At 62.4% G+C, this 23,684-nt stretch carries 29 protein-coding genes; 18 read left to right on the plus strand and 11 right to left on the minus strand.

The features are described from left to right. Positions 1–65 precede the first annotated feature (65 nt). From IVB18_RS17320 to IVB18_RS17330, 3 genes are all read right to left on the minus strand, one after another. The gene (locus IVB18_RS17320) at positions 66–620 is read right to left on the minus strand and encodes a septation protein IspZ (protein WP_247990239.1); all 555 of its coding nucleotides are present in this window, start codon (positions 618–620) and stop codon (positions 66–68) included. Between the two features lie 12 nt (positions 621–632). After that, the gene (locus IVB18_RS17325) at positions 633–1,208 is read right to left on the minus strand and encodes a hypothetical protein (RefSeq protein ID WP_247990240.1); all 576 of its coding nucleotides are present in this window, start codon (positions 1,206–1,208) and stop codon (positions 633–635) included. Positions 1,209–1,458: 250 nt separating this feature from the next. Then, entirely contained in the window at positions 1,459–2,856 is a 1,398-nt protein-coding gene (locus IVB18_RS17330) for a carotenoid oxygenase family protein (protein ID WP_247990241.1), read from the minus strand. A 109-nt stretch (positions 2,857–2,965) separates the two neighbouring features. Between IVB18_RS17330 and IVB18_RS17335 the strand changes: the two genes are divergently transcribed. Then, positions 2,966–3,691: a WHG domain-containing protein gene (locus IVB18_RS17335; RefSeq protein ID WP_247990242.1), complete on the plus strand. Its 726-nt coding sequence runs from the start codon at positions 2,966–2,968 to the stop codon at positions 3,689–3,691. A gap of 52 nt (positions 3,692–3,743) precedes the next feature. Here the strand turns inward: IVB18_RS17335 and IVB18_RS17340 are convergent, their stop codons facing one another. Then, positions 3,744–4,349, minus strand: a complete 606-nt coding sequence (locus IVB18_RS17340; protein ID WP_247990243.1) for a hypothetical protein — start codon at positions 4,347–4,349, stop codon at positions 3,744–3,746. Between the two features lie 163 nt (positions 4,350–4,512). Between IVB18_RS17340 and IVB18_RS17345 the strand changes: the two genes are divergently transcribed. Then, positions 4,513–5,079, plus strand: coding sequence for an SET domain-containing protein (locus tag IVB18_RS17345; RefSeq protein WP_247990244.1), 567 nt, complete (start codon positions 4,513–4,515; stop codon positions 5,077–5,079). 143 nt (positions 5,080–5,222) lie between these two features. Here IVB18_RS17345 and IVB18_RS17350 read toward each other — a convergent pair whose 3' ends face one another. Both IVB18_RS17350 and IVB18_RS17355 read right to left on the minus strand, forming a co-directional pair. Beyond that, positions 5,223–5,621 carry a hypothetical protein gene (locus IVB18_RS17350; protein WP_247990245.1) on the minus strand — a complete coding sequence of 133 codons (399 nt, stop codon included), beginning with the start codon at positions 5,619–5,621 and terminating at the stop codon, positions 5,223–5,225. 40 nt (positions 5,622–5,661) lie between these two features. After that, positions 5,662–5,892, minus strand: coding sequence for a hypothetical protein (locus IVB18_RS17355; protein ID WP_247990246.1), 231 nt, complete (start codon positions 5,890–5,892; stop codon positions 5,662–5,664). Between the two features lie 292 nt (positions 5,893–6,184). Between IVB18_RS17355 and IVB18_RS17360 the strand changes: the two genes are divergently transcribed. The 16 genes from IVB18_RS17360 to IVB18_RS17435 all read left to right on the plus strand — a co-directional run bounded on the left by IVB18_RS17360 (position 6,185) and on the right by IVB18_RS17435 (position 19,502). Beyond that, positions 6,185–6,787 carry an Arm DNA-binding domain-containing protein gene (locus IVB18_RS17360; protein ID WP_247990247.1) on the plus strand — a complete coding sequence of 201 codons (603 nt, stop codon included), beginning with the start codon at positions 6,185–6,187 and terminating at the stop codon, positions 6,785–6,787. Between the two features lie 206 nt (positions 6,788–6,993). Then, positions 6,994–7,308, plus strand: a complete 315-nt coding sequence (locus tag IVB18_RS17365) for a hypothetical protein (protein WP_247990248.1) — start codon at positions 6,994–6,996, stop codon at positions 7,306–7,308. Between the two features lie 428 nt (positions 7,309–7,736). Then, complete coding sequence (locus IVB18_RS17370; RefSeq protein ID WP_247990249.1) at positions 7,737–8,003, plus strand: hypothetical protein; 267 nt, start codon at positions 7,737–7,739, stop codon at positions 8,001–8,003. A gap of 507 nt (positions 8,004–8,510) precedes the next feature. After that, the gene (locus tag IVB18_RS17375; RefSeq protein ID WP_247990250.1) at positions 8,511–9,857 is read left to right on the plus strand and encodes an ABC transporter substrate-binding protein; all 1,347 of its coding nucleotides are present in this window, start codon (positions 8,511–8,513) and stop codon (positions 9,855–9,857) included. A gap of 102 nt (positions 9,858–9,959) precedes the next feature. Beyond that, positions 9,960–10,919 carry a sugar ABC transporter permease gene (locus IVB18_RS17380; protein WP_247990251.1) on the plus strand — a complete coding sequence of 320 codons (960 nt, stop codon included), beginning with the start codon at positions 9,960–9,962 and terminating at the stop codon, positions 10,917–10,919. Then, positions 10,916–11,869 carry a carbohydrate ABC transporter permease gene (locus tag IVB18_RS17385; RefSeq protein WP_247990252.1) on the plus strand — a complete coding sequence of 318 codons (954 nt, stop codon included), beginning with the start codon at positions 10,916–10,918 and terminating at the stop codon, positions 11,867–11,869. Before IVB18_RS17380 ends, IVB18_RS17385 begins: the two co-directional genes overlap by 4 nt. Beyond that, positions 11,866–12,078: a hypothetical protein gene (locus IVB18_RS17390; protein ID WP_247990253.1), complete on the plus strand. Its 213-nt coding sequence runs from the start codon at positions 11,866–11,868 to the stop codon at positions 12,076–12,078. The genes IVB18_RS17385 and IVB18_RS17390 overlap by 4 nt, the downstream gene beginning before the upstream one ends. Before the next feature lie 6 nt (positions 12,079–12,084). Further along, positions 12,085–13,182, plus strand: a complete 1,098-nt coding sequence (locus tag IVB18_RS17395; protein ID WP_247990254.1) for an ABC transporter ATP-binding protein — start codon at positions 12,085–12,087, stop codon at positions 13,180–13,182. Then, positions 13,175–14,182: an ABC transporter ATP-binding protein gene (locus tag IVB18_RS17400; RefSeq protein WP_247990255.1), complete on the plus strand. Its 1,008-nt coding sequence runs from the start codon at positions 13,175–13,177 to the stop codon at positions 14,180–14,182. The genes IVB18_RS17395 and IVB18_RS17400 overlap by 8 nt, the downstream gene beginning before the upstream one ends. Next, positions 14,179–14,793, plus strand: coding sequence for a dihydroxyacetone kinase subunit DhaL (dhaL, locus tag IVB18_RS17405; RefSeq protein ID WP_247990256.1), 615 nt, complete (start codon positions 14,179–14,181; stop codon positions 14,791–14,793). The genes IVB18_RS17400 and dhaL overlap by 4 nt, the downstream gene beginning before the upstream one ends. Further along, entirely contained in the window at positions 14,790–15,191 is a 402-nt protein-coding gene (gene dhaM / locus IVB18_RS17410; RefSeq protein ID WP_247432257.1) for a dihydroxyacetone kinase phosphoryl donor subunit DhaM, read from the plus strand. Before dhaL ends, dhaM begins: the two co-directional genes overlap by 4 nt. After that, positions 15,184–15,498, plus strand: a complete 315-nt coding sequence (locus IVB18_RS17415) for an HPr family phosphocarrier protein (RefSeq protein WP_247990257.1) — start codon at positions 15,184–15,186, stop codon at positions 15,496–15,498. Before dhaM ends, IVB18_RS17415 begins: the two co-directional genes overlap by 8 nt. A 5-nt stretch (positions 15,499–15,503) precedes the next feature. Continuing rightward, on the plus strand, positions 15,504–17,102 hold the full coding sequence (gene ptsP / locus IVB18_RS17420) for a phosphoenolpyruvate--protein phosphotransferase (protein ID WP_247990258.1): 1,599 nt from the start codon (positions 15,504–15,506) through the stop codon (positions 17,100–17,102). Further along, complete coding sequence (locus tag IVB18_RS17425; protein ID WP_247990259.1) at positions 17,099–17,530, plus strand: hypothetical protein; 432 nt, start codon at positions 17,099–17,101, stop codon at positions 17,528–17,530. Before ptsP ends, IVB18_RS17425 begins: the two co-directional genes overlap by 4 nt. A gap of 39 nt (positions 17,531–17,569) precedes the next feature. Beyond that, complete coding sequence (gene dhaK, locus IVB18_RS17430) at positions 17,570–18,559, plus strand: dihydroxyacetone kinase subunit DhaK (protein WP_247990260.1); 990 nt, start codon at positions 17,570–17,572, stop codon at positions 18,557–18,559. A 661-nt stretch (positions 18,560–19,220) separates the two neighbouring features. Beyond that, complete coding sequence (locus tag IVB18_RS17435; RefSeq protein ID WP_247990261.1) at positions 19,221–19,502, plus strand: acyl carrier protein; 282 nt, start codon at positions 19,221–19,223, stop codon at positions 19,500–19,502. 245 nt (positions 19,503–19,747) lie between these two features. On the opposite strand, the gene IVB18_RS17440 is transcribed toward IVB18_RS17435, so the two are convergent. The 5 genes from IVB18_RS17440 to IVB18_RS17460 are packed head-to-tail and all read right to left on the minus strand — an operon-like array spanning position 19,748 to position 23,640. Further along, positions 19,748–20,533, minus strand: a complete 786-nt coding sequence (locus IVB18_RS17440; protein ID WP_276581219.1) for an amino acid ABC transporter ATP-binding protein — start codon at positions 20,531–20,533, stop codon at positions 19,748–19,750. Beyond that, on the minus strand, positions 20,530–21,306 hold the full coding sequence (locus IVB18_RS17445; protein WP_247990262.1) for an SDR family oxidoreductase: 777 nt from the start codon (positions 21,304–21,306) through the stop codon (positions 20,530–20,532). Before IVB18_RS17445 ends, IVB18_RS17440 begins: the two co-directional genes overlap by 4 nt. Then, a complete protein-coding gene (locus tag IVB18_RS17450) occupies positions 21,303–22,286 on the minus strand; it encodes an NAD(P)-dependent oxidoreductase (protein WP_247990263.1) in 984 nt (327 codons plus the stop codon). Before IVB18_RS17450 ends, IVB18_RS17445 begins: the two co-directional genes overlap by 4 nt. A gap of 1 nt (position 22,287) precedes the next feature. After that, complete coding sequence (locus IVB18_RS17455) at positions 22,288–22,959, minus strand: amino acid ABC transporter permease (RefSeq protein WP_247990264.1); 672 nt, start codon at positions 22,957–22,959, stop codon at positions 22,288–22,290. A 9-nt stretch (positions 22,960–22,968) separates the two neighbouring features. After that, complete coding sequence (locus tag IVB18_RS17460) at positions 22,969–23,640, minus strand: amino acid ABC transporter permease (protein WP_247990265.1); 672 nt, start codon at positions 23,638–23,640, stop codon at positions 22,969–22,971. Between the last annotated feature and the right edge of the window lie 44 nt (positions 23,641–23,684).

The raw sequence follows: 23,684 nt of genomic DNA on the forward strand, positions 1-23,684 counted from the left end.
GCCGGGTCCAGGTCTGAGCCTATAGCGCAACTCGCAGCAGCTGCCTAACACCGTATGAGCGGCAATCAGGCGCGGGCCGCGGCACGCCTGCGGCTGGTGACGATGAGCCGAAGCACGACGTACTGCACGGCAAAGGCCAGGATCTTGGCACCGCCCGCGACGACGGAGATGTAGAGCGCCCACAGCTTCAGATCGCCGGTAGAGGCGACCGCGATCGTGCCGGCGCCGATTGCGAACATCAGCGCGGCCCAGGCATAGCCCGCGGCCGTTACATATTCCGGGACGGTCTCGGTGACGATCGGCGGCATGTAGCGCAGCATCCAACCGCGCTTGAGCATGATGACGCCGATCGCGAAATGCGCGATCGCCGGCTTTGCCAGCATGAAGCGAGGATCGTTGGTCAGCAGCGTGATCGTGCCCAGCACAACGACGAGCGCGAGGCTCGCATAGGTCATGTAGCTCAGCTGCTGCCCCTTCACGCGGGCGTAGATCACCTGTGCGATCGCACCGGCAATCGCCACCGACGTCGCCAGGATCACGTTGTCGGTGATGAGGTAGATGACCAGGAAGATGATGGCCGAGAGGAAGTCGGAAGCAAGGCGGGCAAATACGTCCTTCATCGTCGATCCTGCTTAGCGAGGGGCGGGCAGTGCGCCAGCCGGCGTACCGTACTTGATCTGGCGATACTCGGGATACCACTTTGTGAAGTAGATAGCGCTGTTGCGGGCGGTGAAGGCGACCGCAAGACCCGACCAGAGCGGCAGGCCCGGGAAGTAGAGCAGCACGATGTTGGCGGCCATCATCAACAGCGCGGCGAAGGTCCAGGCGCCGGTGATGATGTAGTTGGCTTGGACGAAGCCGGGTATCGCCGCGGTTTCAGCGGGGACCGATTCAAGCGCATATTGCAGCGTGAAGGGACGGCGGATCAGCATCGAGCCAAGCGAGATGACGAAGATGCCGACGTCGACCGATAACTTGACGCCGAGCGTGCCCAGCGCCGGATCGAGCAACGCGAGGTAGATGCCGATTGCGGCGAACACGATCGCCGAGCCCGAAGCCAGGATCTTCACCGAGCGGCCGCGTGCAACGTCGATCGCGACTGTGGTGAGACAGATCGCGGAGGCGACGAACACGCTGATCGTGGCCGAGGTCGCGAGCATCAGGAAGGTGTAGGCGCCGTAAGGCGCGAGGATCAGGAAAATCGCCATGGGCCGCCTCCATTGGGGCCGATCTTTACACTGTCAAGATGAGTAATTAAGACAGAGGGCCGGGTCAAGCGAAATCTTTACAGTGTCAAAATGATGTGAGATCAGGAAATTTGGCTGCGTTTTCAATGCCCCCGCCGTCATTCCGGGGCGCGCGCCAGCGCGAACCCGGAATCCATCGGACGGCAAGGACACACGGCGAAATGGATTCCGGGCTCGCGACTTCGTCGCGCCCCGGAATGACGAGGGGAGATTACGCCGCCCCCACCCAATTGCCGTGAAAGCCGTCGGGCACGCGGTGGCCGAGCTGCACCAGCGCGACGGGGCCGGCCTCGACATCGGTGGCATTGAACACGGCGAGGTCGCTGCGGTTGTCACGCGCACGCCAGACCACGGCGAGCAGCCAGCCTTCTCCTTCCGCAGCGTCCTTCGACCGCTCGACGAAGACCGGCTCGGAGATGGTGTCGCCGGCCGGCAGTAGATAATGGCCGAGCCGCCTGCCGGCGCCGTCGACATGGACGACGCCGGACAGCGCGCCGAACGTCGGCAGCCTCGGATTGGCGCAGGCGTACCAGCCGTGACGGCTCTTCAGTCCGGCGCGGCGGTCGTCGATGCGCGGGAATTCGCCGGTGAGATCGTCCAGATAGGTCTGCTGAAAGCGGTCGGTATTCCCGGCGAGGTCGAACGTCCAGCGGCAGTGACGCGCGCGCGACTTCTCGGGATCCGTCGGCCGTCCGTCGGGATGCGGAAACAGCGGTGCCTCCTCGAACTGCATGACGTCGGCGATGATGCGATCGCCGTCCTCCCAGGCGTTCATGACATGGAAGACGTAGCAGGCTTCAGCGCGAAACCAGACGATGTCCTTCGCTGTACCCTTGCGCTTCATCACGCCGACATAGGCGCCTTTGTCCGGCTCCCAGGCATAAGGCGGCCGCCCGCTTGTCGCGCGCTCCATGCTGCCGGTGATGGGGAGGATCGGAAACAGCACATGGTTTGCGGTGACGATGAAGTCATGCACCATGCTGGCATAGGGGGCTTCGAAACGCTCGAAGCGCGTTGCCTTGCCCGACGCGTCGATCGATCCGTAGGAGAGGGCGGATGTCAGCGGCCCCGCGGCGTTGTAGCCGAAGAACACGAGCTCACCGGTCGTGGGATCGATCTTCGGATGCGCCGTGAAGCTGCCGGCGACGCGGCCCTGATAGTTGTGGTAGCCGCGGGTCGCGAGCGTGCCAGGCTCGATCTCGGTCGGCAGATGCGCTTCCTCCAGCGCCAGCAGCTTGCCGGCGTGGAAGATGATGTTGGTGTTGGCGACGCCGCTGTCGGTGAGGTTCGCCGGCGCATCCGGCAGCTTGCGGCCGAAGCCGCCGAACAGCGCGCGGCCGGAATCGTGCTCGGCCAGCCATTTTGGGGTGCGGATCCAGCGGTTGCGGTAGCTGGCGCGCCCCTGATCGAGATGAAACGCGTGCAGCATGCCGTCGCCGACGAACCAGTGCGCGCCGGGAGAGTTGAACTGTGGATTGGGGCCGTTGCGATAAAGCGTGCCGTTCAGCTCGCGCGGCAATTCGCCGACGATCTTGAGGAAGGGCGCGTCGGCCTCGAACGGGATCGGCCCGAGATTGTTGCGGCGCTCAGTGACGGCGACCTGCTGCACGGCGTATTCCTCCCTATATCTTTACATCGTAAAGATTAGATAATGCCGATAGCGGTACCCGTCAAGCGAAATCTTTACACTGTCAATATTGCGTCCTATAGCTTGTGCCATGACCAAGACCGAAGCAGCCCGCCGCCCGCGCAATCCGAGAAAGACATCGTCAGCATCGAGCGCACCGGCCCGTCCCGCGCGTCGCCCGGCGAGTTCGAAGACCGAGACGCCGTATCACCACGGCGCCCTGCGCGAGGCGCTGCTCCAGGCCGCCGAACGGGTGCTGGAGCGCGAGGGCCTCGCCGGTCTGACATTGCGCGCGGTGGCACGCGAGGCCGGAGTGTCGCATGCCGCGCCGACGCATCATTTCGGCGATCTCACTGGGCTCGTCAGCGAGCTCGCGGCCATCGGATTCCGCCAGTTCAACGCGGCGATGGTCTCGGCCTGTGATGCCGCCGCCACGGCGCTCGAGCGCCTGCTCGCGCGGCCGAAAGCCTATGTCGCCTACGCTCAGGCCCATCCCGGCATGTACGGTCTGATGTTCCGCACCGAGCGTCTCGACTATTCCAGACCCTCGCTGCACGAGGCCGCCGAGGCCTCGTTCGCCGGGCTCGCGAATGCCATCGGCGCGATGCGGCAGGAGCAGATCAGCGAAGATGCGCTGACGCTGAACCAGGGTGCGGCGATCGCGCGCGCCTGGTCGATGGTGCACGGCTTCACCATGCTGCTGCTCGACGGTCGGCTCGAGGATATTTTGGAGCGCCTGCCCGAGGGCACGACGGCTGAGCAGCTCTTTGAGACGATGCTGATGTCGCCGATGAGCGGGAAGCTGCCGGGCCCCTGATCGAACCGGTCGAACGCCTGCTGGCGCGCTATCGCCGCACCAAGGCGAGCGCCTAGCGCCTAGTGACGAGTTCGACCGCACGACCGCTCGTGCCGACGATCTTCACTTCGTCCTTGCCGCAGTGGAAGCCGCGCGCGAACTCATCCGCGGCCTTGCGGGCGAGCTCGTTGGCATTCGGATTGGCAACGGCATCGACATAGGCGACGTGGCAGACCGGGCCAGGCGGCAGCCGCGTCACGACGAGCATGGCCTTGGTGTTCGGCCGTCCCTGCTTGTCGAGATCGGACCCGTCGGCGATGTGCCAGCGCTGGATGATCGCAAAGGGCTTTGCGCCCGCAGCGCGCCATTCGACGGTGGTTTCGGATGAGTTGAATGGACCGAACCAGACCTTTTCCGCCGGTTCCTCGGCCGCGACCTTGCGATTGCGGCCAACCGAGACGACTTCGCGCAAATCATCCTCGGCGATCAGGACCACGAGACCGGCCTTGCCCGAACACACCCGCGTGGTGCTGCCGTCGAGGTCGCTGGGCTTGCCAACCTGGCGGCAATTCTTTGGCGCGGTGGAGGTATAGGTGCTGCCCAGCGATTGGGCGCCGGCGCAACCGAGGCCGGTGCACATGAGCAACACAGTCAGATATAGCGTTGCGATGCGGGTCATCATGAGGCTCTGCTGCAACGGAACTCGCTCCATTTGACGTGTTCATTGTGGGCAAGGTTCAAACAAGCCCGGGAGATACCTGACAGGGGCGCGGAATCGTTCTAGAAGAGCGACTTCGCTTGGGCTTCATCGAGCCTTGTTCGCGTCCTCTGTTCTACTGATCATGCCAGCCACCTCGTCGAACAAACCTTATCGCGTCGGCCGCTCCAAGACCGGACTCGGCCTCTTCGCCACCAAACCAATCAAGAAGGGGACCCGAATCGTCCGCTATTTCGGGCCGATCCTGGATTCGCGCATCCCCGCGCAGGATGACATCGAGAACAAGTACCTGTTCGAGCTTAACGGCCGCTGGACCATCGACGGCTCGGTGCGTAAGAACCTCGCCCGCTACATCAACCATTCCTGCCGGCCCAACGCCGAATCCGACGTCCGTCCGCGCGAGCGCAAGGTCTATATCCGCGCCATCAAGCACATCGAGCCCGGCGACGAGATCAACTACGACTACGGCACCGATTATTTCAAAGCCTATCTGAAGCCGATCGGCTGCAAGTGCGAGTCTTGCGAGAAGAAGCGCAAGAAGCTGCGTGCCGAGGCGCGGGCCGAACGCGCCAAGGTGAAGGCGCGCGCGGAGCGCAAGGCCGAGAAGGCTGCGGGCAAGGCCCCGGCCGCGAAGAAGAAAAAGCTGAACGGCAAGCATTTCGACGGCAAGGTCGGGCGCTCGCGGGCGTAGCCACCGCTCCGCCGTCATGCCCCGCGAAGGCGGGGCATCCAGTACGCTGTGGCGTCTCCATAAACAATGACTGTCTCTGGAATACTGGGTCGCCCGGCCAAGCCGAGCGACGACTGCTCGTGGTGGGCCGGTCGGGCCAAGCGTCATGCCATTGCGGCATTCCCACTCCTCCGCAAGCCCACATATTGCAGCTCGGCGAACACACCCGTGGCGATCGCCTGTGCGACGACCATGATCTCGCCGGCGAGGTTCGGCGACACCGCACCCGAGAGCAGCAGCGCGATGCTGCCGACCGTCCAGGCTGCATTGCCGACCACAACCAGGAGGACAAGTGGCTTCGGCACCGCTGCGCGCGAGGCGAGCCAGCCGACCAGCGCAGTGTAGGCGATCAGGAACAGGCCGGTCTCGCGCAGGAGCGCTTCAGGCAGATTGAACAGCGTCGCAAACGCGTTTGCACCGAAGGTGAATCCGAGGGCAGCGACGCCGCTGAAGACAGCGTCGGCGAGCAGGGCGCGGCGAAGGAAAGTGGATGCATCAATCATCGTAGGATCTCCATGTCTGGTTGGGCTTCGGGGTGAAAACTCAGCGCAGTCCGTGCCACCAGGCCCGGAGCAGGCGGGCGAGGCGGAAGGGGCAGAGGCTGTTGGCGACGCCATGTTCGAAAGCGACGACCTGCGCGACGACATAGTCGCCGGTCGAATGCACCAACGGCTCGGGCATGTTGAGACCGCGAGCCAGCATCCGGGTTGCAAATGTCGCGGCCCAGGGAAGAAGGTGGTCTGCAAGGGTGCGATAGAGCAGCAGCGCGATCATGGTCATCTCCTCTGCTGCGGAAGATGCGCCGGCCCAAGGCCCAATTCGATTACCTCAGGGGTAAGAAAGGCACTTATTCAAGATAGTTCTTAGATGTTCTCTGCTGTTCGCGAGGCGCGCAAAATCCCTTGAAAAACAGGCGCTTCCACGTACGTTGCTGTCTATCACTGTTTGTTCTCATTCGCCCCCAGCCGTCCGATTTGTTGGTATTTTTGTTGGTATCTTTGGTATCGGGAGAACAAACGTTCTCGGCCACTTGTGATATTCCGAACAAGAAGGAAATCCGAAGGAGATGGCACGCAACAAGGATGAGAAGGCCAACCCAGAGCAGATCAGGAACGACCTCGACTGCCGCGCCGCTCGACCGAAATTTGAGAACGGCGCGTGGAGCGCCACTAAGATTTCCGACGTGACCGGGGGCGGTCTTCATCTATTGGTCACGCCCGACTCGAACAGGCCGGGGGAGGCCGGTTCCAAACTCTGGCGGATCGCCTATCGCTTTCACGGCAGGCAGAAGACCTACTCCGTCGGGCCTTACGGCAACGGGAACGACGGCACCGTCTCGCTCGCCACGGCTCGCCAAAAACGCGACGCCGCAAGGGTCCTGCTCGCACAAGACCCCCCGGTCGACCCGTCGATCGAAAAGCAATTCAAACGGCATCGCCAGGCAGCTGAGCGCCCTTTCGGCGTGTGGGTCGACGAATGGCTTGCGGAGAAGAAGACCGAGAAGATCAAGCGTGGCAGACTTGTCACCGTGCGCAGTCCCGAAACGATCGCCCTACTCGAAAGATGGGCTGGTTATCTGAAGGATCGTTTCGGCAAGCTCTTCCGGCAAGACATCAAACGCCCCGACGTGCTTGCCTTCTTTCGGGCAATGCAGGCTGAAGGAGGCTAGAGACCCGCGATCGGGTCCACAGTATCGGTGAGCAAGTTTGCGACTACGCCGACCTTGAAGGCGATGGCTACAATCCGTTCCGTGCCTGCAAGAAGCAACTCACTATCAACGTCTCGACACCACGGCCCGGCGTCACTGAGCCGCAGGATGTCGTTCGTCTCTTCAGACTGATCATGCCGCCATGGGAGAAGGCCAGATTTGGCGACGTGGTCGGTGATGCCCTTCGGGTCGATGCATTGACGATTCCTCGCCCCGGCATGATCAACGACATGGAATGGGCTGAAGTCGATTGGGATGCCAAACGATGGACCATACCGGCGGCAAAGATGAAAACCGGATGGGACCATGTCGTGCCGCTGTCGCGGCAAGAAGGCTCTGCGTCAATTCATTCAATCACGGCGTTCGCTCGTCATTCTAGTGAAAGCATGGAAAGCTTCGAGTATTTTGGGACAGCTGAAGGAGTAGAGGATCATTGTGAGCTAGTGAGATCGGAGAAGAACATAGGGATCATTTTCCGGTGACCGGCTTTTCGTGTCATCTTTTGGCGTGACCAATTTTGTTGAATGCGTATCAAGCCGTCCAATGATGGATTGGAGCGAGAGTTCAAGTTTTTCAATCGGTTAGGGAGCTGCGTGTGCACGACGTGTGCACCGGGAGATCAAGAGAAATCTTGCGATAGCCAACGTGAGCAAGCCCTTTGAAGTGGGAGAGGCAGCGCGGGTAGGAGACGTGCACCACAAAGAATCCCCGAGGGCAGGGGAGACGTGCGGGTGCCGACGAGCAGATTCAGTTGCCGAAGGTGGAAAGGCTCACCCCTTCAGCGGCGTTCGCATAGCTCCGCTCAATCCGGCACGGCGGGCGGAACGCCTTCAAGGTGCGGCTGCTCGAATGACCTGAACTGACTGTCCTTCGGTTGAAGCGGTCGGACTCACTCGAGACCCGAAGGGCAATGCGCGGCTCGGCCGAGAAGCTGCCGCATCGTGCTCACGTGACCGTTGAGACGTTGCGGCCTCTGGCGATCGTTGTCGCCTCGCTGGTTTTCAACGGTGGTCGCCCATTCTTGGCTAACGTCCGCTGGCAGCTCTTCGAGATTGCCAGGAAGACGATTGCCAGCATGGACACAGGTTCATGGCGGGCCCGCTGCACGGAACTGGCCCGCGAGCATCGAGGCAATTGCGGCAAACCCATCCTAGAGTTTTCTTCGGTCACGGGCTAGAAGCGGCGGGATGCAACGCCCTCCCTTCGTGCGCTAAGCCGACAGGAACTTGGTCAGAAGCGCCGTTGTGTCGGTGGGGTTTTCCTCAGGAAAAAAGTGACCGCCCTTGACGGCCTGGCCATGCACATCATCGGCCCACTTTCTCCAGACACCCAATGCGCCCCCATCCGGCTCGCAGAATGTATCGAGTGGTCCGCCGGAAGCCCACAGATGCGGCATCGGGCACTTGATGCGCCGGCCTTCCTTCTGATCGGCCTTGTCGCTCGATATTCAGAGTTGCGGCCGCGCGGTACTCCATCTCAGATGAGCCTACTTGCAATGTTTAGTATCTCGTGGTTCACTAAACAAATCGAGGCTGCCTGAATCCCTAAGAATTCCGGCAGGCGCGAGGAAACGTCCGTTTAGTCATTCAGCCCGTCAAGGACTGTGTCGCTCTGCTCGAAGCATTCGAGCGGGTTGGAAAGTCGTGCCATGTCGATGGCCGGCACCACTGGGAGGGAAAGCGTAATGAAACGAACATTGAAGGCGCTCGTTGTTGCAAGCGGAGCTCTTGCCTCCGCGTTCTGCGTCGGAGCCGGGAGCACGCCCGCGCAGGCGCAGGGCAAGACCATCACGCTGTGCTGGGCCGCGTGGGACCCTGCCAACGCGCTGGTCGAACTGTCGAAGGACTTCACCGCCAAGACCGGTATCGGTATGAAGTTCGAATTCGTGCCATGGACCAATTATGCCGATCGTTTCCTGAACGAGCTCAATTCGCACGGCTCGTTGTGCGATCTCATCATCGGCGATTCGCAATGGATCGGCGGTGCCGCGGAGAACGGCCAGTACGTCAAGCTCAACGATTTCTTCAAGAAGGAAGGGATCAGCATGGACGACTACATGCCGGCCACCGTGGTCGGCTATTCGGAGTGGCCGAAGAATACACCAAACTATTGGGCGCTGCCCGCAATGGGGGACGCGGTGGGCTGGACCTATCGCAAGGACTGGTTTGCGCGGCCAGAGATCCAGAAGGATTTCAAGGCCAAGTACGGCCGCGATCTCGCTGCGCCGAAGACGCTCGACGAACTGCGAGACATCTCGAAGTTCTTCCAGGGCCGTGAGATCGACGGCAAAAAGGTCTATGGCGCTTCGATCTATACCGAGCGCGGCTCGGAAGGCATCACCATGGGCGTTTCGAACTATCTCTACGGTTACGGCTTCCAATATCAGGATCCCAACAAGCCCTATGCGATGGACGGGTTCGTCAACTCGCCCGGCGCCGTCAAGGGGCTTGAGGCCTACAAGGAGCTTTACAAGTGCTGCACGCCACCCGGCGCCTCCAATTCCTACATGTCGGAAGGTCTCGATGCCTTCAAATCGGGCCAGGTCGCGCTGCAGATGAACTTCTTCGCCTTCTTCCCGGGCCTCTACAAGGATCCGAACGTTGGTGGCGACAAGATCGGCTTCTTCAGCAATCCCGCCGGCCCCGCGACACAGGCGACGCAGCTCGGCGGACAGGGTATCTCGGTTGTTTCCTATTCGAAGAACCAGGGCGAAGCGCTGCAATACATCAAATGGTTCTCCGGCGGGGATGTGCAGAAGAAGTGGTGGGCGCTGGGCGGTTATTCCTGCGCCAAGTCCGTGTTGAACGATCCGAGCTTCCCGAACAGCGCGCCGTTCGCCGGGGAGTTTCTGAAGTCGATGGGAATGGTCGTCGACTTCTGGGCCGAGCCCTCCTATGCGCAACTCCTGCAAGCCGAACAGAAGCGCGTGCATGACTACGTGGTGGCGGACAAGGGCACCGCGCAGGAAGCGCTCGACGGTCTGGTGAAGGACTGGAAGGCCATCTTCAAGGAAGAAGGCAAGAAGTTCTAAGGCAACCGCCTGGAGCGCACGCGAGCGCGCTCCAGGCTCTCTTCGGCAATATCGGCAGCTGTCGCATAGCTGACGGTCCCGGCGCGAGGATCGACCAAAGCCATGAACGATTTGAGTGCCCCATCGCAGATCACCTATCGGGCCGTCCCGGTCCGGCCAGCCGTGGCGCGGCGTATCCGGGGCCTGTCGGACCAGGCGCTCGCCTGGCTCTTCATCACGCCGACGATCGTGCTGCTGCTGGCGATCAATATCTTCCCGCTGATGTGGACGATATATCTCTCGTTCACCAACTTCCGCGCCAATCGGGCGAACGCGCCGACGATATGGCTGGGCACCGACTGGTACCAGTCGATCCTGACCGATCCGGACATCTGGGCGGCGATGCAGGTTACGGCGCATTTCGTGATCTGGACCGTGCTCATCGAGACCGTGCTCGGATTTGGTCTTGCCCTCCTCATCGACAAGAAATTCCGCGGCCATGGCATGTGGACCACGATCATTCTGCTGCCGATGATGCTTTCACCGGCTGTTGTCGGCAATTTCTGGACCTTTCTCTATCAGCCGCAGATCGGATTGTTCAATTATGTGGTCGCCTTCTTCACGGGCCGCGACGCTTCGTCGTTCCAGATGCTGGGAGACGTGACACTCAGTCCCTGGGCCATCGTCATCGTCGATGCCTGGATGTGGACGCCCTATGTGATGCTGATTTGCTTGGCGGGACTGCGCTCGATTCCGGACTACATTTATGAGGCGGCGGAGGTCGACCGCGCGTCGAATTGGCGGCAGTTCTGGTCGATCACGCTGCCGATGGCGCTGCCGTTTATCATGCTCGCGGTGCTCTTTCGCGGCATCGAGAACTTCAAGATGTTCGACATGGTCAACCTACTGACCGGGGGTGGGCCGGGCTCGACCACGGAAGTCGCCTCGATCACGCTTAAGCGGGCAGCGTTTGAGAGTTGGCGAACCGGTTATTCCTCGGCCTTCGCAATCATTCTGTTCGTGACGGTGTTCGGCCTCGCCAACATCTACGTCAAGGCGCTGAACCGGGTGAAAAACCGATGAGTGTCGCAAATGCAGCCCATTCAGTCGTCGAACCGTCGGCCGGCACACGCCGCTTCGCCGGCCTGCTCGTAATACTCTATGCCATCATCACGATGATTCCGCTGGTATGGATCGTGCTCACCTCGTTCAAGTCGCCCGACGATGCGATCTCCTATCCTCCGAAGATACTGTTCAAGCCGTCGCTCGAAGGCTACTGCAATCTATTCACAACGCGCTCGCGCCAGACGCCGGAATTCATCCAGACGCTGGGCCCGCCGCAGGGGCTTTGCGACAGCATCGCGCGCAGTCGCAACATGGTAGTCGCCGGACCGTCGAACTATGTGCCGCGTTTCGTCAATTCGCTGATCATCGCGTTCGGTTCGACGGTGCTCGCCGTCGCACTAGGCACATTGTCGGCCTATGGTTTCTCGCGGTTCCGCGTGCCGCTGAAGGACGACCTGCTGTTTTTCATTCTGTCGACGAGGATGATGCCGCCGATCGCGGTCGCGATCCCGATTTACCTGATGTACCGCACCGTCGGACTGTCGGATACTCGACTCGGGATGATCCTGCTCTACACATCGGTCAACGTTTCGCTCGCCGTCTGGCTTCTCAAGGGTTTCATCGACGAAGTCCCGCGGGAGTACGAGGAGGCGGCGATGATCGACGGCTACACGCGCTTTCAGGCATTCGTGAAAGTGGTGCTGCCGCAGGCGACGACGGGAATCGCAGCGACGGCAATCTTCTGCCTGATTTTCGCGTGGAACGAATACGCCTTTGCGGTGCTTCTGACCTCCGGCAACGCGCAGACGGCTCCGCCCTTCATTCCGATCATCATCGGCGAGGGCGGGCAAGACTGGCCAGCAGTAGCCGCCGGTACGACGTTCTTCCTGGTGCCGATCGTCGTGTTCACGGTGCTGTTGCGCAAGCATCTTCTGCGCGGCATCACCTTTGGAGCCGTCCGCAAATGAGTCTCGATGCGAACACATCCACGCTCCGACGCGGCCCCGCAGACAAGATTCTGCGACGCGGTCCGCTGGAGGCCATCGCGACGACGATCATCGCCGCGGGCGTCGTCATGCTGATGCAGCCATTTTTCCTCACGCTCTATTCCTGGTCGTTCGCGACCACGCTGTTCGGGACGGTGATGTTCACCATCGTCTCGAAGGTCAGGGAGTAAAGCGCTATGGCACAGATCAGGGTCGAAACGCTCGACAAATCCTTCGGGACGTTTCATGCGGTCAAGGCCGCCAGTTTCACGGTGGAAGACGGCCAGTTCCTCTGCCTGCTCGGGCCTTCCGGCTGCGGCAAGACGACGACGCTGCGCATGATTGCGGGGCTGGAATTGCCGACGGCCGGCACCATCAGGCTCGGCGGCGAGGATGTTACGATGAATCGCGCCTCGGCGCGCGATATCGCCTTCGTGTTCCAGCTGTTTGCGCTCTATCCGCACATGAATGTCCGACGCAATATCGGCTTTCCCCTGAAATGCGAGGGCATCGGAGCGGCGGAGCGCGACCGGCGGGTGGTGGAGGCCGCGCGTATTCTGCGCATCTCCCATCTCCTCGACCGGTCGGTGTCGGGCCTCGCCGGCGGCGACCGGCAGCGCGTCGCACTTGGGCGAGCCATAGTCCGCAAGCCAAAATGCTTCCTGATGGACGAGCCGCTCGGGGCGCTTGATACCGAAATGCGCGAGGCGATGATTCATGAATTGCGCGCGCTGCATGACCGGCTCGGCGCGACGACGGTCTACGTTACGCATGACCAACTGGAAGCTATGGCAATGGCGGATATGATTGCCGTGATGAACAATGGCGTGGTCGAGCAGGTTGCGAGCCCGCGCGACATCTATGACCGGCCTGCTTCGCTCTTCGTCGCAGACTTTATTGGTTCGCCGCCGATGAACTTCCTGCCGTTTCGCGGCAGCCTGCAGACCGGCGCGCAGGCAATCCGGCTCGGCGATCGCGAAGTTGCCATACCCGCCGCACGCGAAGCATTGGCGGAGAGCAATCTCGTCCTCGGGGTCAGGCCCGAGCATGTGCGTTTTACCGATCGCGGCATGGTGCGGGGCGAGGTCTATGGGTCGGAATATCTCGGCACGACGCAGATCGTGACCGTGACGACGCGCTACGGTGCGCTCAAGGCCCGCTCGCCCGCCAGCATGTCCTTTCGGACTGGAGAGAATGTCGGGCTCGACTTTCGCCCCGATACGTTGTCGATCTTCGACCAGGAGTCGGGCCGGGCAATCCGCACTGCGTTGTATGAAGGAGGAGCGCATGGCTGAAGTCGAGATCAGGGCGGTCTCCAAGGCGTTCGGCCAGACGCGGGCGGTCGTCGATCTGTCCCTCTCCGTTGGAGACGGCGAATTCGTTGCTTTGCTGGGGCCGACGGGCGCCGGCAAGACGACTGCGCTGCGTCTTGTCGCCGGACTGGAGACGCCAGACAGCGGTTCGATCCGGATCGGTGGACGTGACGTGACCGGCGATGCGCCGGCCGATCGCGACGTCGCCTTCGTCTTCCAGCAATATTCGTTGTATCCGCATCTTAGCGTGTTCGATAACATTGCCTTTGCGTTACGTGCGCCGATCCGCCGCGTACCCGAGGCCGAGATTCGCGCGAAGGTCGAGGAGGTTGCGCGTCTTCTCCATATCGAAACCAAGCTCCACAACAAGGCGACGCAGTTGTCGGGCGGGCAGATGCAGCGCGTGGCGATCGGCCGCGCTCTGGTGCGCTCGCCCTCGATCTATCTGATGGACGAGCCACTCTCCTCGCTGGACGCCAAGCTGCGCGGCGAAATGCGCCTCGAACTCAAGCGCATCCAGACCGATCTCGGCGCCACGATCCTCTATGTCACCCATGACCAGACGGAAGCGATGACCATGGCTTCGCGCATCGGCGTGATCGAGGCCGGCCGGTTGATGCAGATCGGTACGCCGCGCGAGATTTACGAGAATCCGATCAACGCCCATGTCGCCGCGCGGCTTGGCCAGCCGATGATCAACCTGCTGCCGGCGGCTCTATTTGCCGGCATTCCGCCCGGCGCCAAGACCATCGGCGCGCGTACCGAGCACCTGATGATCGCACGAAGCGGCGGAGACGTGTCGGCAACCGTCACGCGAGTCGAACATCTCGGCGACCAAAGCCATCTCCACCTCGACCTCGGCGGCCAACCGGTCGTGACGTTGGCCGACCCCGAGGCGAGGTTGGGCGCGGGGGACACCGTGTCGCTCCGTCTCAACAAGCCGCTGTTCTTCGATGCGGCCGGCGGGAGGGTCGCGGCATGAGTCTCGATCGGGCGGCCAGGGAAAAGCTGGTGCGGGCGCTAGCGGAATCGGTGATCCAACACGCCGACGAATTGACCCGCCTCGATCAGGCGATCGGCGACGGCGATCACGGGCTGAACATGAAGCGCGGCTTCGAGGCCGTGCTTGCGACACTGCCCGGCCTTGCTGACAAATCGCTGCCGGAAATGCTGAAGGCGATCGGAATGACGCTGGTCATGAAGGTCGGCGGCGCTTCCGGGCCGCTGGTTGGCACTTTCTTCATGGAGCTAGGCAAAGCGCTTCCGGAACAGTCGACCCGAGCGGATCTCGTCGCGGCGACGGAGAAGGCGATTAATGCCGTCAAAGCGCGCGGGCGCTCGGAAGCGGGGCAGAAAACCTTGCTGGATGTCCTGGTGCCGGTGCAGGTCGTGTTGGCGGGGGGCGGCGATGCCAGGGCGATAGCGGCGGAAGCGGCGCAAGCGGCCGATCGCACCACGCCCATGCTTGCGATCCGCGGCCGTGCGTCCTTTCTCGGCGAACGTTCCATCGGTCATATGGACCCTGGTTCGCGTTCGGCGTCCCTTTTGATCGGTGCGGCAGTCAAGGTACTGGAATTCGAGGCAAGTTCATGAACAGTTCAAGTTCCGGCAATGTCGGGATCGTCATCGTTTCGCATTCCCCCAAGATCGCGGAAGGCGCGGCGGATATGGTGCGCCAGATGGTCGGCAACGCCGTGCCGCTCGCCTGGACAGGCGGCGATATCGATGGAGGGCTCGGCACAAATGTTGCCGGAATCCTCGAGGCGATCGAGACGGCCTGGTCGCCGGCAGGCGTGGCGGTGCTGGTCGATCTTGGTGGGGCGGAGACAAATTCCGAGATGGCGGTGGAAATGCTGCCTGAAGATCGACGGGCGCGCGTCGTCGTCTGCAATGCCCCGGTAGTCGAGGGAGCCGTGATCGCGGCAACCGAGTCTTCGGGTGGCTCGCCGCTTGCCGCCGTCAAGCGTAGCGCGGAGGAATTCTATGCATGATGCTCACGCCAGCCGGCCGGGCGAAACGCCGGTGCCGCTGACGGCCTCGGCGGTTCTCGTCAACAAAGTCGGTCTTCACGCGCGGCCGTCGGTCAAGCTCACGCAGTGCGCGAAGGGTTTTACCGCGAAGATCGAGCTTGCCCTCGCGGCGGACGGACCCTGGACGGACGCCAAGAGCCCGGTGAAGGTGATGCGCGTGAAGGCGCCGCAGGGCGCAACGCTGCATTTCCGCGTCGCCGGCCCCGATGGCAAGGCAGCGCTTGCTGCCGTCCTGGCGCTTGTGCATGATGGTTTCGGCGAGGCCTGATCGCGGTGGCAGAGATCCATCTCATCGGCCGTGCCGCCTCGCCGGGTCTCGCGATCGGACCGGTCACCACGCTGACTGCGGCTGTGGCTAGGCGAACAGCGAGCGACGATCCCGCGCAGGAGGCGGCGGCACTGCGGGCGGCGATTGAAGGCGCGAGGTCGGAGATCGCCGAGCAGATCAAGACGATTCAGGGCGAGGTGGCCGACATTCTGGAATTTCAGGTCGCCATGCTTGAGGATGATGCGCTGGCGGATCCGGCATATGGGGTCATCTCGGAGGGGATCGCTGCCGACCACGCCTGGCGCTTGGCACTCGACGTGGAGATAGCTGGCTATCGCGCTGCTGAAGATGAATATTTCCGTGCCCGTGCGGCCGATATTGTCGACATCCGCGACCGCGTGCTCGCGCATCTGAGCGGCGTGGATACGGTCGCCAGGATTACCGGTGGCTCGATCGTGGCGGCTGACGACATCACGCCTTCCGCTTTTCTTGCCGCTGACTGGTCGCGCGGCGGCGCCATCGCGCTGGCTGCGGGCTCACCTTCCTCGCATGTTGCGATGTTGGCGCGGGCGCGCGGGGCGCCCATGGTCGTTGGGCTCGGCCCACTGTCGTGGAACGGACAGCCACCGGCGTTGGCACTCGTCGACGGCGATGCCGGCACCGTGATCTTCGATCCCGAGCCGGAAACGCGCCGTCTGTTCGAGCACCGCATGGCGGTTGCGAATGCCGCGCAAGCCGCCGTCGATGCCGGCCGCCTTGAGTCGGCACGCACGGCCGACGGCCGGCGGATCGCGGTCCTTCTCAATATCGCCGCGCCCGAAGACCTCGCTGGCCTCGATCCTGCAATCTGCGACGGCATCGGCCTCGTGCGTACCGAATTTCTGTTCGAGGCGTCTCAAGGCCTGCCGGACGAGGATGCGCAATATGCAGTCTATCGGCGCATTCTCGACTGGGCCGAGGGAAAGCCGGTCACGATCCGCACCCTCGATGCCGGCGGCGACAAGCCAATCGCCGGCTTGACGATCGATAACGAGCGCAATCCGTTCCTCGGCCTGCGCGGCATACGTCTCTCGCTCGCGCGGCCGGAAGTGTTTCGGGTGCAACTGCGGGCACTGTGCCGCGCGGCCGTGCACGGAGCGCTGAAGGTGATGCTGCCGATGATCGCGGTCCCTTCGGAGCTCGACCGTGCGAGTGCCCTGCTGGATGCGGAGTTCACGGCGCTCGGGGCAGAAGGGATCGCCTGCGCCCGACCGCCGCTCGGCATCATGGTCGAGGTCCCGGCGGCGGCGCTCCGCGCCGAGGATTTCGGCGCGGCGTTCTATTCCATCGGCTCGAACGACCTGACCCAGTACACGATGGCGGCGGCGCGCGACATCGGTGCCGTCGCGGACCTCAACGATACCGGCAATCCGGCGGTGCTGGCGCTGATCTCCCAGACCGTCGAGGCCGGACGAAAGCGTGGCGTGGAGGTCTCGCTCTGCGGTGACGCCGCGGCCGATACCCGCCTGACGACGGCGCTGCTCGCCACCGGATTGACAACTCTCTCGGTGTCGCCGATTGCCGTCGCACGGCTCAAGGCCGCAATCGCAAAGGTGCGTTCATGACGGACGAAGCAGGCGAGGATACCCGCGCGCCTGGTGACAGCAATGTGGCGGATTACAAGGCCATCCTGCGACGGGTGCTCGACAATCGACCCTCGGGGACGCGGCTGAAGCTGGCGGCGGCGCTGGGCAAGAATCGCTCCTTCGTGACCCAGATCACCAATCCGGCGTATCTGGTGCCTATTCCGGCGAAACATGTCGCGATCATCTTCGAAGTCTGCCATCTGTCTGGCGCCGAGCGCGCGGCGTTTCTCGAAGCCTATGGACGCGCGCATCCCGGCCGGCTGCGCGCACCCCACCGCGAGCCGCGCACCCGCACCGTCTCGGTGACCGTACCCGACCTCGGCGATGACAAGAAGAACCGCGCGCTCGAACAGCTGATCGTGGATTTCGCCGCGCAACTCGCGCGCTATGCCGAAAGTGTGGGTTGAGCCATTGATTTGAACTTTAGACGAGACGGGAGGACGTTGATGAAAAAGCTGATCAACAGCACCGATACGATACTCGAAGAAAGTCTGGACGGTTTCGCGGCAGCCCATGCAGATATCCTGCTTCTTGGTGCCGAGCGCAAATTCGTGCGCCGCCGCACGTTGAAGCCGGGCAAGGTCGCGCTGATTTCGGGTGGCGGCTCGGGCCATGAACCGCTGCATGCGGGCTTTGTCGGCCTCGGCATGCTCGATGCCGCTTGCCCCGGCCAGGTCTTCACCTCGCCGACGCCAGATCAGATGATCGAGGCTGCGGAGGCCGTCGACACCGGCGCAGGTGTGCTTTTCATCGTCAAGAACTACGAAGGCGATGTGATGAATTTCACCATGGCAGCTGAAATGGCCGGCCGAGATGTTGCGAGTGTGGTGACAAACGATGATGTGGCAGTCGAGAAGTCGACCTACACGACCGGTCGTCGCGGCGTCGCGGGAACGTTGATCGTGGAAAAAATGGTCGGCGCCGCGGCCGAGACCGGAACGACGCTTGCGGCGCTCAAGGCGCTGGGCGATGAGGTCAACCGGCGTACGCGCTCGATGGGGGTAGCGCTGTTGCCATGTACCGTGCCGGCTGCTGGACGGCCAAATTTCACGTTGGCCGACAACGAGATGGAAATGGGCGTCGGCATTCATGGCGAGCCAGGCCGGCGTAGGGTGCCGTTGGCTTCCGCCGATGCGATCGCCGCCGAGATGCTCGACGCGATCCTGAAGGATCTTGTGCCCAGCAAGGGCAGTGAAGTGCTGCTTCTCGTTAACGGGTTTGGCGCGACGCCTCTGATCGAACTCTATCTGATGGTAAATGCGGCGAAGCGGACTCTGGATCGCGCAGGGATCACGGTGACGCGTTTCCTGACCGGCTCCTACGTCACGTCCCTCGACATGGCCGGTGTCTCGATCACCGTATCTGTGCTCGATAGCAAGGCGACGAAATTATGGGATGCCCCGGTGCAGACGGCAGCTCTGCGTTGGGGCGTCTGATCTCAGCTCGCGGCATAGTTTTGATCACAAACAAAGACCTATCGACTCCGCTCCGGCGAAGCTAGTTCTTCTAAGGAAGGTGTTCTCTCGTCGGGCTCGATCGATCGGGCATCTACGCCGCCAAGGTAGCGCACTTGATCGAAGGCAATGGGAAGCATGAATCGACAAAACGACCCAATCGGAGGATCCGTTCATGGCCCAAAAAGAGACGTTGGGGTGTTGATGCTTGATCTGAATAGCTCCCGCTGGCTGGATCTAGCTCAAACTTCCCCATGATGGATTGGAGCGAGAGTTCAATTTTTTCAGTAGGTTAGAAGGCGGCGTGTGCGCGATGTGTGCACCGGGAGATCAAGCAAAATCCCATCACAGCTATCGTGAACAGGCGTTGAACTGGGGCGAGCGAGCCTGTGGTTCGTGCCTTGCACAATCAAATTCCAGGGCTGGGCAACGAGAGATTGCTGACGACCAACGTCGGACCCGCGCACCGCAGTCGAGCGAAAGATAGCGAGAAGATGTCCTGAATGACTCCGCTCTCCTGCCAGATATTTGCCGGCCCGCGTGCAGCGGAGACCGCTTTGCGTGCAGGCAGGGTCTCGCTCTAAGAATAGCGAGAATCTCCGCCAGTCGAAATTCACTCTGCTCGGACAGGAATGCGACCTCCATGGGTAACACGCGACTGGAGGGAAATGCCCTTCGAGAAAGGTTGCTGGATATCGTTGCTGAGGAAGGAATGGTCGATCGCGCAAAGCTGGTAGATGATGCCGAGCTTGATGCGCTCGGGATCAAGTCAGCGGACCTTGTTCTGGTGCTGATGGCCATCGAAGGAGATTTTGGCGTGTATCTGTCGGTCGATGGTGAATTGTCGGAAGCACGTACTATCGGCGCAATGCTCGAAGTCGTCACTAAGCAGATTATGGAACACAATCAAGGGATCGCTTCTTGACCCGCGTCGTCGTCACCGGGCTGGGTGCCGTGTCCGCCTGCGGAATTGGCGCGGATGCGCTTTGGCTCGCCGCACGCGAAGGCCGCACGGCCGTTCGCAACGTTTCCTTTCCTAAACTTCTGCGACAGTCGGTTCCGAAAGCTGCGCGGATCACCGACGAAAGCTTCGAAATGCTTCTCCGCGGGGCCGCATCGACGCAGGTTTATAGCCGGGTGACCGCTAATGGCGCAAATCGGCCGCTTCGGTCATCGATGCATAATTTGTTTGAGGAATGCGCGGGTTCGATCCTGCTTCGGATCCGAGAAAAAATCGGCCGGCACGCCTTCCTCGATGATCCGGCCGGCATCCATGAACACCACGCGGTCGGCGACCGTGCGCGCGAAGCCCATCTCATGGGTGACGCAGACCATGGTCATGCCTTCGCGGGCGAGGCCGACCATGACGTCGAGCACCTCCTGGATCATTTCCGGATCAAGCGCCGAGGTCGGCTCGTCGAATAGCATGATCTGCGGTTTCATGCACAGCGCACGCGCGATGGCGACGCGCTGCTGCTGGCCGCCGGAGAGCTGGTTCGGATATTTATCGGCCTGTTCGGAGATCCGCACGCGCTCAAGAAAATAGCGCGCGACCTCGTCAGCCTCCTGCCTGGTTGCGCCGCGTATCTTGCGCGGCGCGATGGTGAGGTTCTGCAGCACAGTCAGATGCGGAAACAGGTTGAACTGCTGGAATACCATGCCGACATCGCGGCGGACCACGTCGACATTGCGCGTCGAGTGATCCAGCTCGACGCCATTGACCATGATGCGGCCGTCGCGATGTTCTTCCAGCCGGTTAATGCAACGGATCATGGTCGACTTGCCGGACCCCGAAGGCCCGCAGATCACGACGCGCTCGCCGCGCGTTACCGTGAAGTCGATGTCCTTGAGCACCTGGACGTCGCCATACCATTTGGTGACGCCGGACATCTGAATGATCGGCGCGGACGTTTCTGCAGGCGCTTGCACCATGGTGCTCTCCGAAACGTTGCTCATGACGCCATCCAGCCGCCATCGACGAGGATGTTTTCGCCGGTCATGAAAGTGGCCTCGTCGGAGGCCAGAAACAGCGCCGCATTGGCGACGTCGTCGGGGCGGCCCAGCCGCGGCATCGGCGTGCGGCTGGTGGAGTAGTCCATCCATCGCGGCTCCGCAGCACGGCCCGGTTTGCCGGTGACGATCTTGCCGGGCGCGACTGCGTTGCAGATGATGTGATCCTTCGCGTAGTCCGCCGCGATCTGCCGCGTCATGTAGACGACCCCGGATTTGGAGGTGCCATATGCGATGTCTTCCGGGCAGGCGATCATACCGTGCTGAGAGGAGATGTTGACGAGGCGGCCGCGGGCCTCGTTGCGGATATCCTGCGTCAGCATCTGGTTGACAGCGGCGCGCGACATCAGGAATACGCCGGTGAGATTGACCGCCAGCGTCCTGTCCCATTCGGCGAGGCTGGTGTCGGTCAGACGCTTGCCGGTGCCGATGGCGGCGTCGTTGACGAGCACGTCGAGGCGGCCGTAGCGCGCAACGGTCTGTTGGACGGCGCGGACGGTATCGTCCTCCGAGGCCACGTCGATCTGGATGAAATCGACCTCATAACCGTCTGCACGCAGCAGATCCAGTGTCGGAGCGCCGCCCTCGCGCACGTCCATGGTGAGATCCGCGAGCATGAGTCTCGCGTCCTCGGCAGCAAATCGGCGGGCGATGGCGCGGCCGATGCCCGAGGAGGCGCCGGTGATCAGGACGGATTTTCCAGCCAGACGTTTGCTCATGCGGGTTCTCCTGCCTGCGGCAACCAGCCGAGATAGTCGTGCGCCGCATCTTCCAGATGAAATTGAGGCTTGAAGCCGGCATCCGCGGCCAGGCGTGCAATGTTCAGCGGCGCACGGTCCTTCGGCAGGCCATAGATCACGTTGCCCTCCGCCTCGATCTCCGCCATCCGCCAGCGGAAGCCGGGCATGTGCGTCGCGATGATCTCGCACCATCGTGGCAGATCGGACAGCACACCGCCGCTGACGTGATACGTGCGGTGGTTCAGCGCGTCGGAGGCGCTCACCCTCGCGACGCCGAGGGCGGCGTCACGGGAATAAATCCAGTCGCCGGCCATGCTGCGCGGGAGAATCGCTTCACGGCCGTCGAAGGCCATGCGGAGCACTTGATAATGCGGGCTCAGCGCATCGCGGACACCGGTCTGCAATTCCCATGGGCCAAAGACCGGCCCGAGCCGAATCACCCGCACATCGAGGTTGTGAAGGTCGGCGATCCGCAGCGCCGCCTGTTCCGATGCAAGCTTTGTGATGCCGTAGAGCGCGGCCGGTGCCGGCGGCGACAAATCCTCCTCGAACAGGCCCGACGCAGCCGGTTGCGAGAAGCCGTACACTGCGACCGAGCTGAGCACGGTGACGCGCTTGATGGCGGGCCGCAATGTTACGCGTTCGAGCAGATTGACGGTGCCGCCGATATTGACATCGACGATCTGGCGCGCAGCGTCATGCTCGCGCTGCGCATTCGGCGTCATCGCGGCGGTGTGGATCACGCGGTCGATGCCGACAGTATTCAACGCGCGGTCGACGTCATCGGAGCTTGTGACATCGCCGGTGACCAGCGTGGCGCCGGCGAGTTCGGGACGCACCAGCATGTCGTGGCCGGGTGCTGAGAGATCGAAAAGGATGACGGTCTCGCCGTCGGCGATCAGGCGCTCGGCGAGCGCGAGCCCGATGAAGCCGCTACCGCCGGTGATCAGTGTGGTCATGTTAGCGAGCTTTCAGTGCTTGCCGCTCCAGCCGCGCCACCCAGCGCGCGAACGGATACAGGATGACGAAGAAAATCACGGCGGCCGCCATCAGCGGCGTCGGGTTGTAGGTCTGCTCCTGGGCGACGCGGGCTGAGCGCAGCAGTTCAGGCAGCGCGACCAAGGCGGCAATTGGTGTCGCCTTGACGAGTTCCAGCGAATTGCTGGCGAGCGGCGCCAGCACGTTGCGGATCGCCTGCGGCAGCACGATGGAGAACACCACATGCAGCGGCTTGAAACCGAGCGCCCGGGCAGCCTCGGTTTGGCCGTGGGGTACGGACAGGATGCCGGCGCGGAAGATCTCGCCGTAATAGCCGGAATTGTTGAGTACGATGGCCAGTACCGCCGCGGTGAAGCCGCCGAGCGTCAGGCCCAGAAACGGCATGCCGTAGAAGATCAGGATCAGCAGCACCACCACGGGAAACGACCTGAACAGGTCGATATAGATCAGCAACGCGATATTCACCCAGCGGTTCTTGAAGCTGTACAGCACGGCGATGGCGAGGCCGGCGAGAATGCCGAGCGGCAGCGCCACCACCGCGAGCCAGACTGTATAGATCAGCCCCTGCAGCAGCAGCGGATAGACCCGCAACAGCGACTCCCAGTTGGCGAAATTGTCCAGGAAATCCTGCATGCGATCCGCTCACCGTCCCGTGCTGTAGCGATATTCGATCCACCGGCTGGCGATCACCAACGGCAGGAAGAAGGTGAGGTAGAACGCCGCGGCCAGCGTCAGCGGCGAGGGATTGGCGACCAACGCCATCACGCTCTGCGCCTGTCCGAGCGTTTCCGGGAGCGACACGGCGGTGCCGAGCGCTGTGCCCTTGCTGATGGAGATGGCGCGATTGGTCAGAAGTGGGATAGCGAGGCGAATGGCCTGCGGCAGGATGATGGTGACCAGCGTCCGCAGCCGGCTGAAGCCGAGCGCGCTGGCGGCGTCCCATTGTCCGCGCGGCAGCGCCACGATCGCGGACCAGAAGATCTCGGTGGAAAAGGCCGACAAGACCATGCCGAGCGCCAGCACAGTGGTCGCGAAGGGGGACAGCGCCGGGCCGAGATAAGGCAGGCCGAAATAGATGAAGACGATCACGACGAGCTGTGGCAGCGTACGCAGCACGTCGACATAAGCGGTGATGAAGAAATTGACCGGACGTAGGTTGGCGCAGCGCAGCAGTGCCAGCGACAGGCCGGACAGCGTGCCGCAGACAATAATCAAAAGCGATACGATGACCGTCGTGCGAAAGCCCGCGAGCACCTGGGGGAAGGCGCGCGCGATGACCTCTGCATTGAAGTAGTATTCGACGATCCGGTCCATCGGGTCTCCGCCAACCGCGGTCGGACCGGCTTGGCGCCGGTCCG

Source organism: Bradyrhizobium sp. 186 (assembly GCF_023101685.1).
GTDB lineage: Bacteria > Pseudomonadota > Alphaproteobacteria > Rhizobiales > Xanthobacteraceae > Bradyrhizobium.

Bases quoted from the DNA above. Each gene is read 5' to 3' on its own strand.
- IVB18_RS17390 (WP_247990253.1), top strand. From the start codon at position 11,866: ATGAGTCTCGATGCGAACACATCCACGCTCCGACGCGGCCCCGCAGAC.
- IVB18_RS17395 (WP_247990254.1), top strand. From the start codon at position 12,085: ATGGCACAGATCAGGGTCGAAACGCTCGACAAATCCTTCGGGACGTTT.
- dhaM (WP_247432257.1), top strand. From the start codon at position 14,790: ATGAACAGTTCAAGTTCCGGCAATGTCGGGATCGTCATCGTTTCGCAT.
- IVB18_RS17455 (WP_247990264.1), bottom strand. From the start codon at position 22,959: ATGCAGGATTTCCTGGACAATTTCGCCAACTGGGAGTCGCTGTTGCGG.
- IVB18_RS17345 (WP_247990244.1), top strand. From the start codon at position 4,513: ATGCCAGCCACCTCGTCGAACAAACCTTATCGCGTCGGCCGCTCCAAG.
- IVB18_RS17340 (WP_247990243.1), bottom strand. From the start codon at position 4,349: ATGACCCGCATCGCAACGCTATATCTGACTGTGTTGCTCATGTGCACC.
- IVB18_RS17370 (WP_247990249.1), top strand. From the start codon at position 7,737: ATGCGCGGCTCGGCCGAGAAGCTGCCGCATCGTGCTCACGTGACCGTT.
- IVB18_RS17415 (WP_247990257.1), top strand. From the start codon at position 15,184: ATGCATGATGCTCACGCCAGCCGGCCGGGCGAAACGCCGGTGCCGCTG.
- IVB18_RS17460 (WP_247990265.1), bottom strand. From the start codon at position 23,640: ATGGACCGGATCGTCGAATACTACTTCAATGCAGAGGTCATCGCGCGC.
- dhaK (WP_247990260.1), top strand. From the start codon at position 17,570: ATGAAAAAGCTGATCAACAGCACCGATACGATACTCGAAGAAAGTCTG.
- IVB18_RS17440 (WP_276581219.1), bottom strand. From the start codon at position 20,533: ATGAGCAACGTTTCGGAGAGCACCATGGTGCAAGCGCCTGCAGAAACG.
- IVB18_RS17435 (WP_247990261.1), top strand. From the start codon at position 19,221: ATGGGTAACACGCGACTGGAGGGAAATGCCCTTCGAGAAAGGTTGCTG.
- IVB18_RS17385 (WP_247990252.1), top strand. From the start codon at position 10,916: ATGAGTGTCGCAAATGCAGCCCATTCAGTCGTCGAACCGTCGGCCGGC.
- IVB18_RS17355 (WP_247990246.1), bottom strand. From the start codon at position 5,892: ATGATCGCGCTGCTGCTCTATCGCACCCTTGCAGACCACCTTCTTCCC.
- IVB18_RS17380 (WP_247990251.1), top strand. From the start codon at position 9,960: ATGAACGATTTGAGTGCCCCATCGCAGATCACCTATCGGGCCGTCCCG.
- IVB18_RS17320 (WP_247990239.1), bottom strand. From the start codon at position 620: ATGAAGGACGTATTTGCCCGCCTTGCTTCCGACTTCCTCTCGGCCATC.
- IVB18_RS17445 (WP_247990262.1), bottom strand. From the start codon at position 21,306: ATGAGCAAACGTCTGGCTGGAAAATCCGTCCTGATCACCGGCGCCTCC.
- IVB18_RS17325 (WP_247990240.1), bottom strand. From the start codon at position 1,208: ATGGCGATTTTCCTGATCCTCGCGCCTTACGGCGCCTACACCTTCCTG.
- IVB18_RS17360 (WP_247990247.1), top strand. From the start codon at position 6,185: ATGGCACGCAACAAGGATGAGAAGGCCAACCCAGAGCAGATCAGGAAC.
- IVB18_RS17400 (WP_247990255.1), top strand. From the start codon at position 13,175: ATGGCTGAAGTCGAGATCAGGGCGGTCTCCAAGGCGTTCGGCCAGACG.
- IVB18_RS17425 (WP_247990259.1), top strand. From the start codon at position 17,099: ATGACGGACGAAGCAGGCGAGGATACCCGCGCGCCTGGTGACAGCAAT.
- IVB18_RS17450 (WP_247990263.1), bottom strand. From the start codon at position 22,286: ATGACCACACTGATCACCGGCGGTAGCGGCTTCATCGGGCTCGCGCTC.
- IVB18_RS17375 (WP_247990250.1), top strand. From the start codon at position 8,511: ATGAAACGAACATTGAAGGCGCTCGTTGTTGCAAGCGGAGCTCTTGCC.
- IVB18_RS17350 (WP_247990245.1), bottom strand. From the start codon at position 5,621: ATGATTGATGCATCCACTTTCCTTCGCCGCGCCCTGCTCGCCGACGCT.
- IVB18_RS17335 (WP_247990242.1), top strand. From the start codon at position 2,966: ATGACCAAGACCGAAGCAGCCCGCCGCCCGCGCAATCCGAGAAAGACA.
- dhaL (WP_247990256.1), top strand. From the start codon at position 14,179: ATGAGTCTCGATCGGGCGGCCAGGGAAAAGCTGGTGCGGGCGCTAGCG.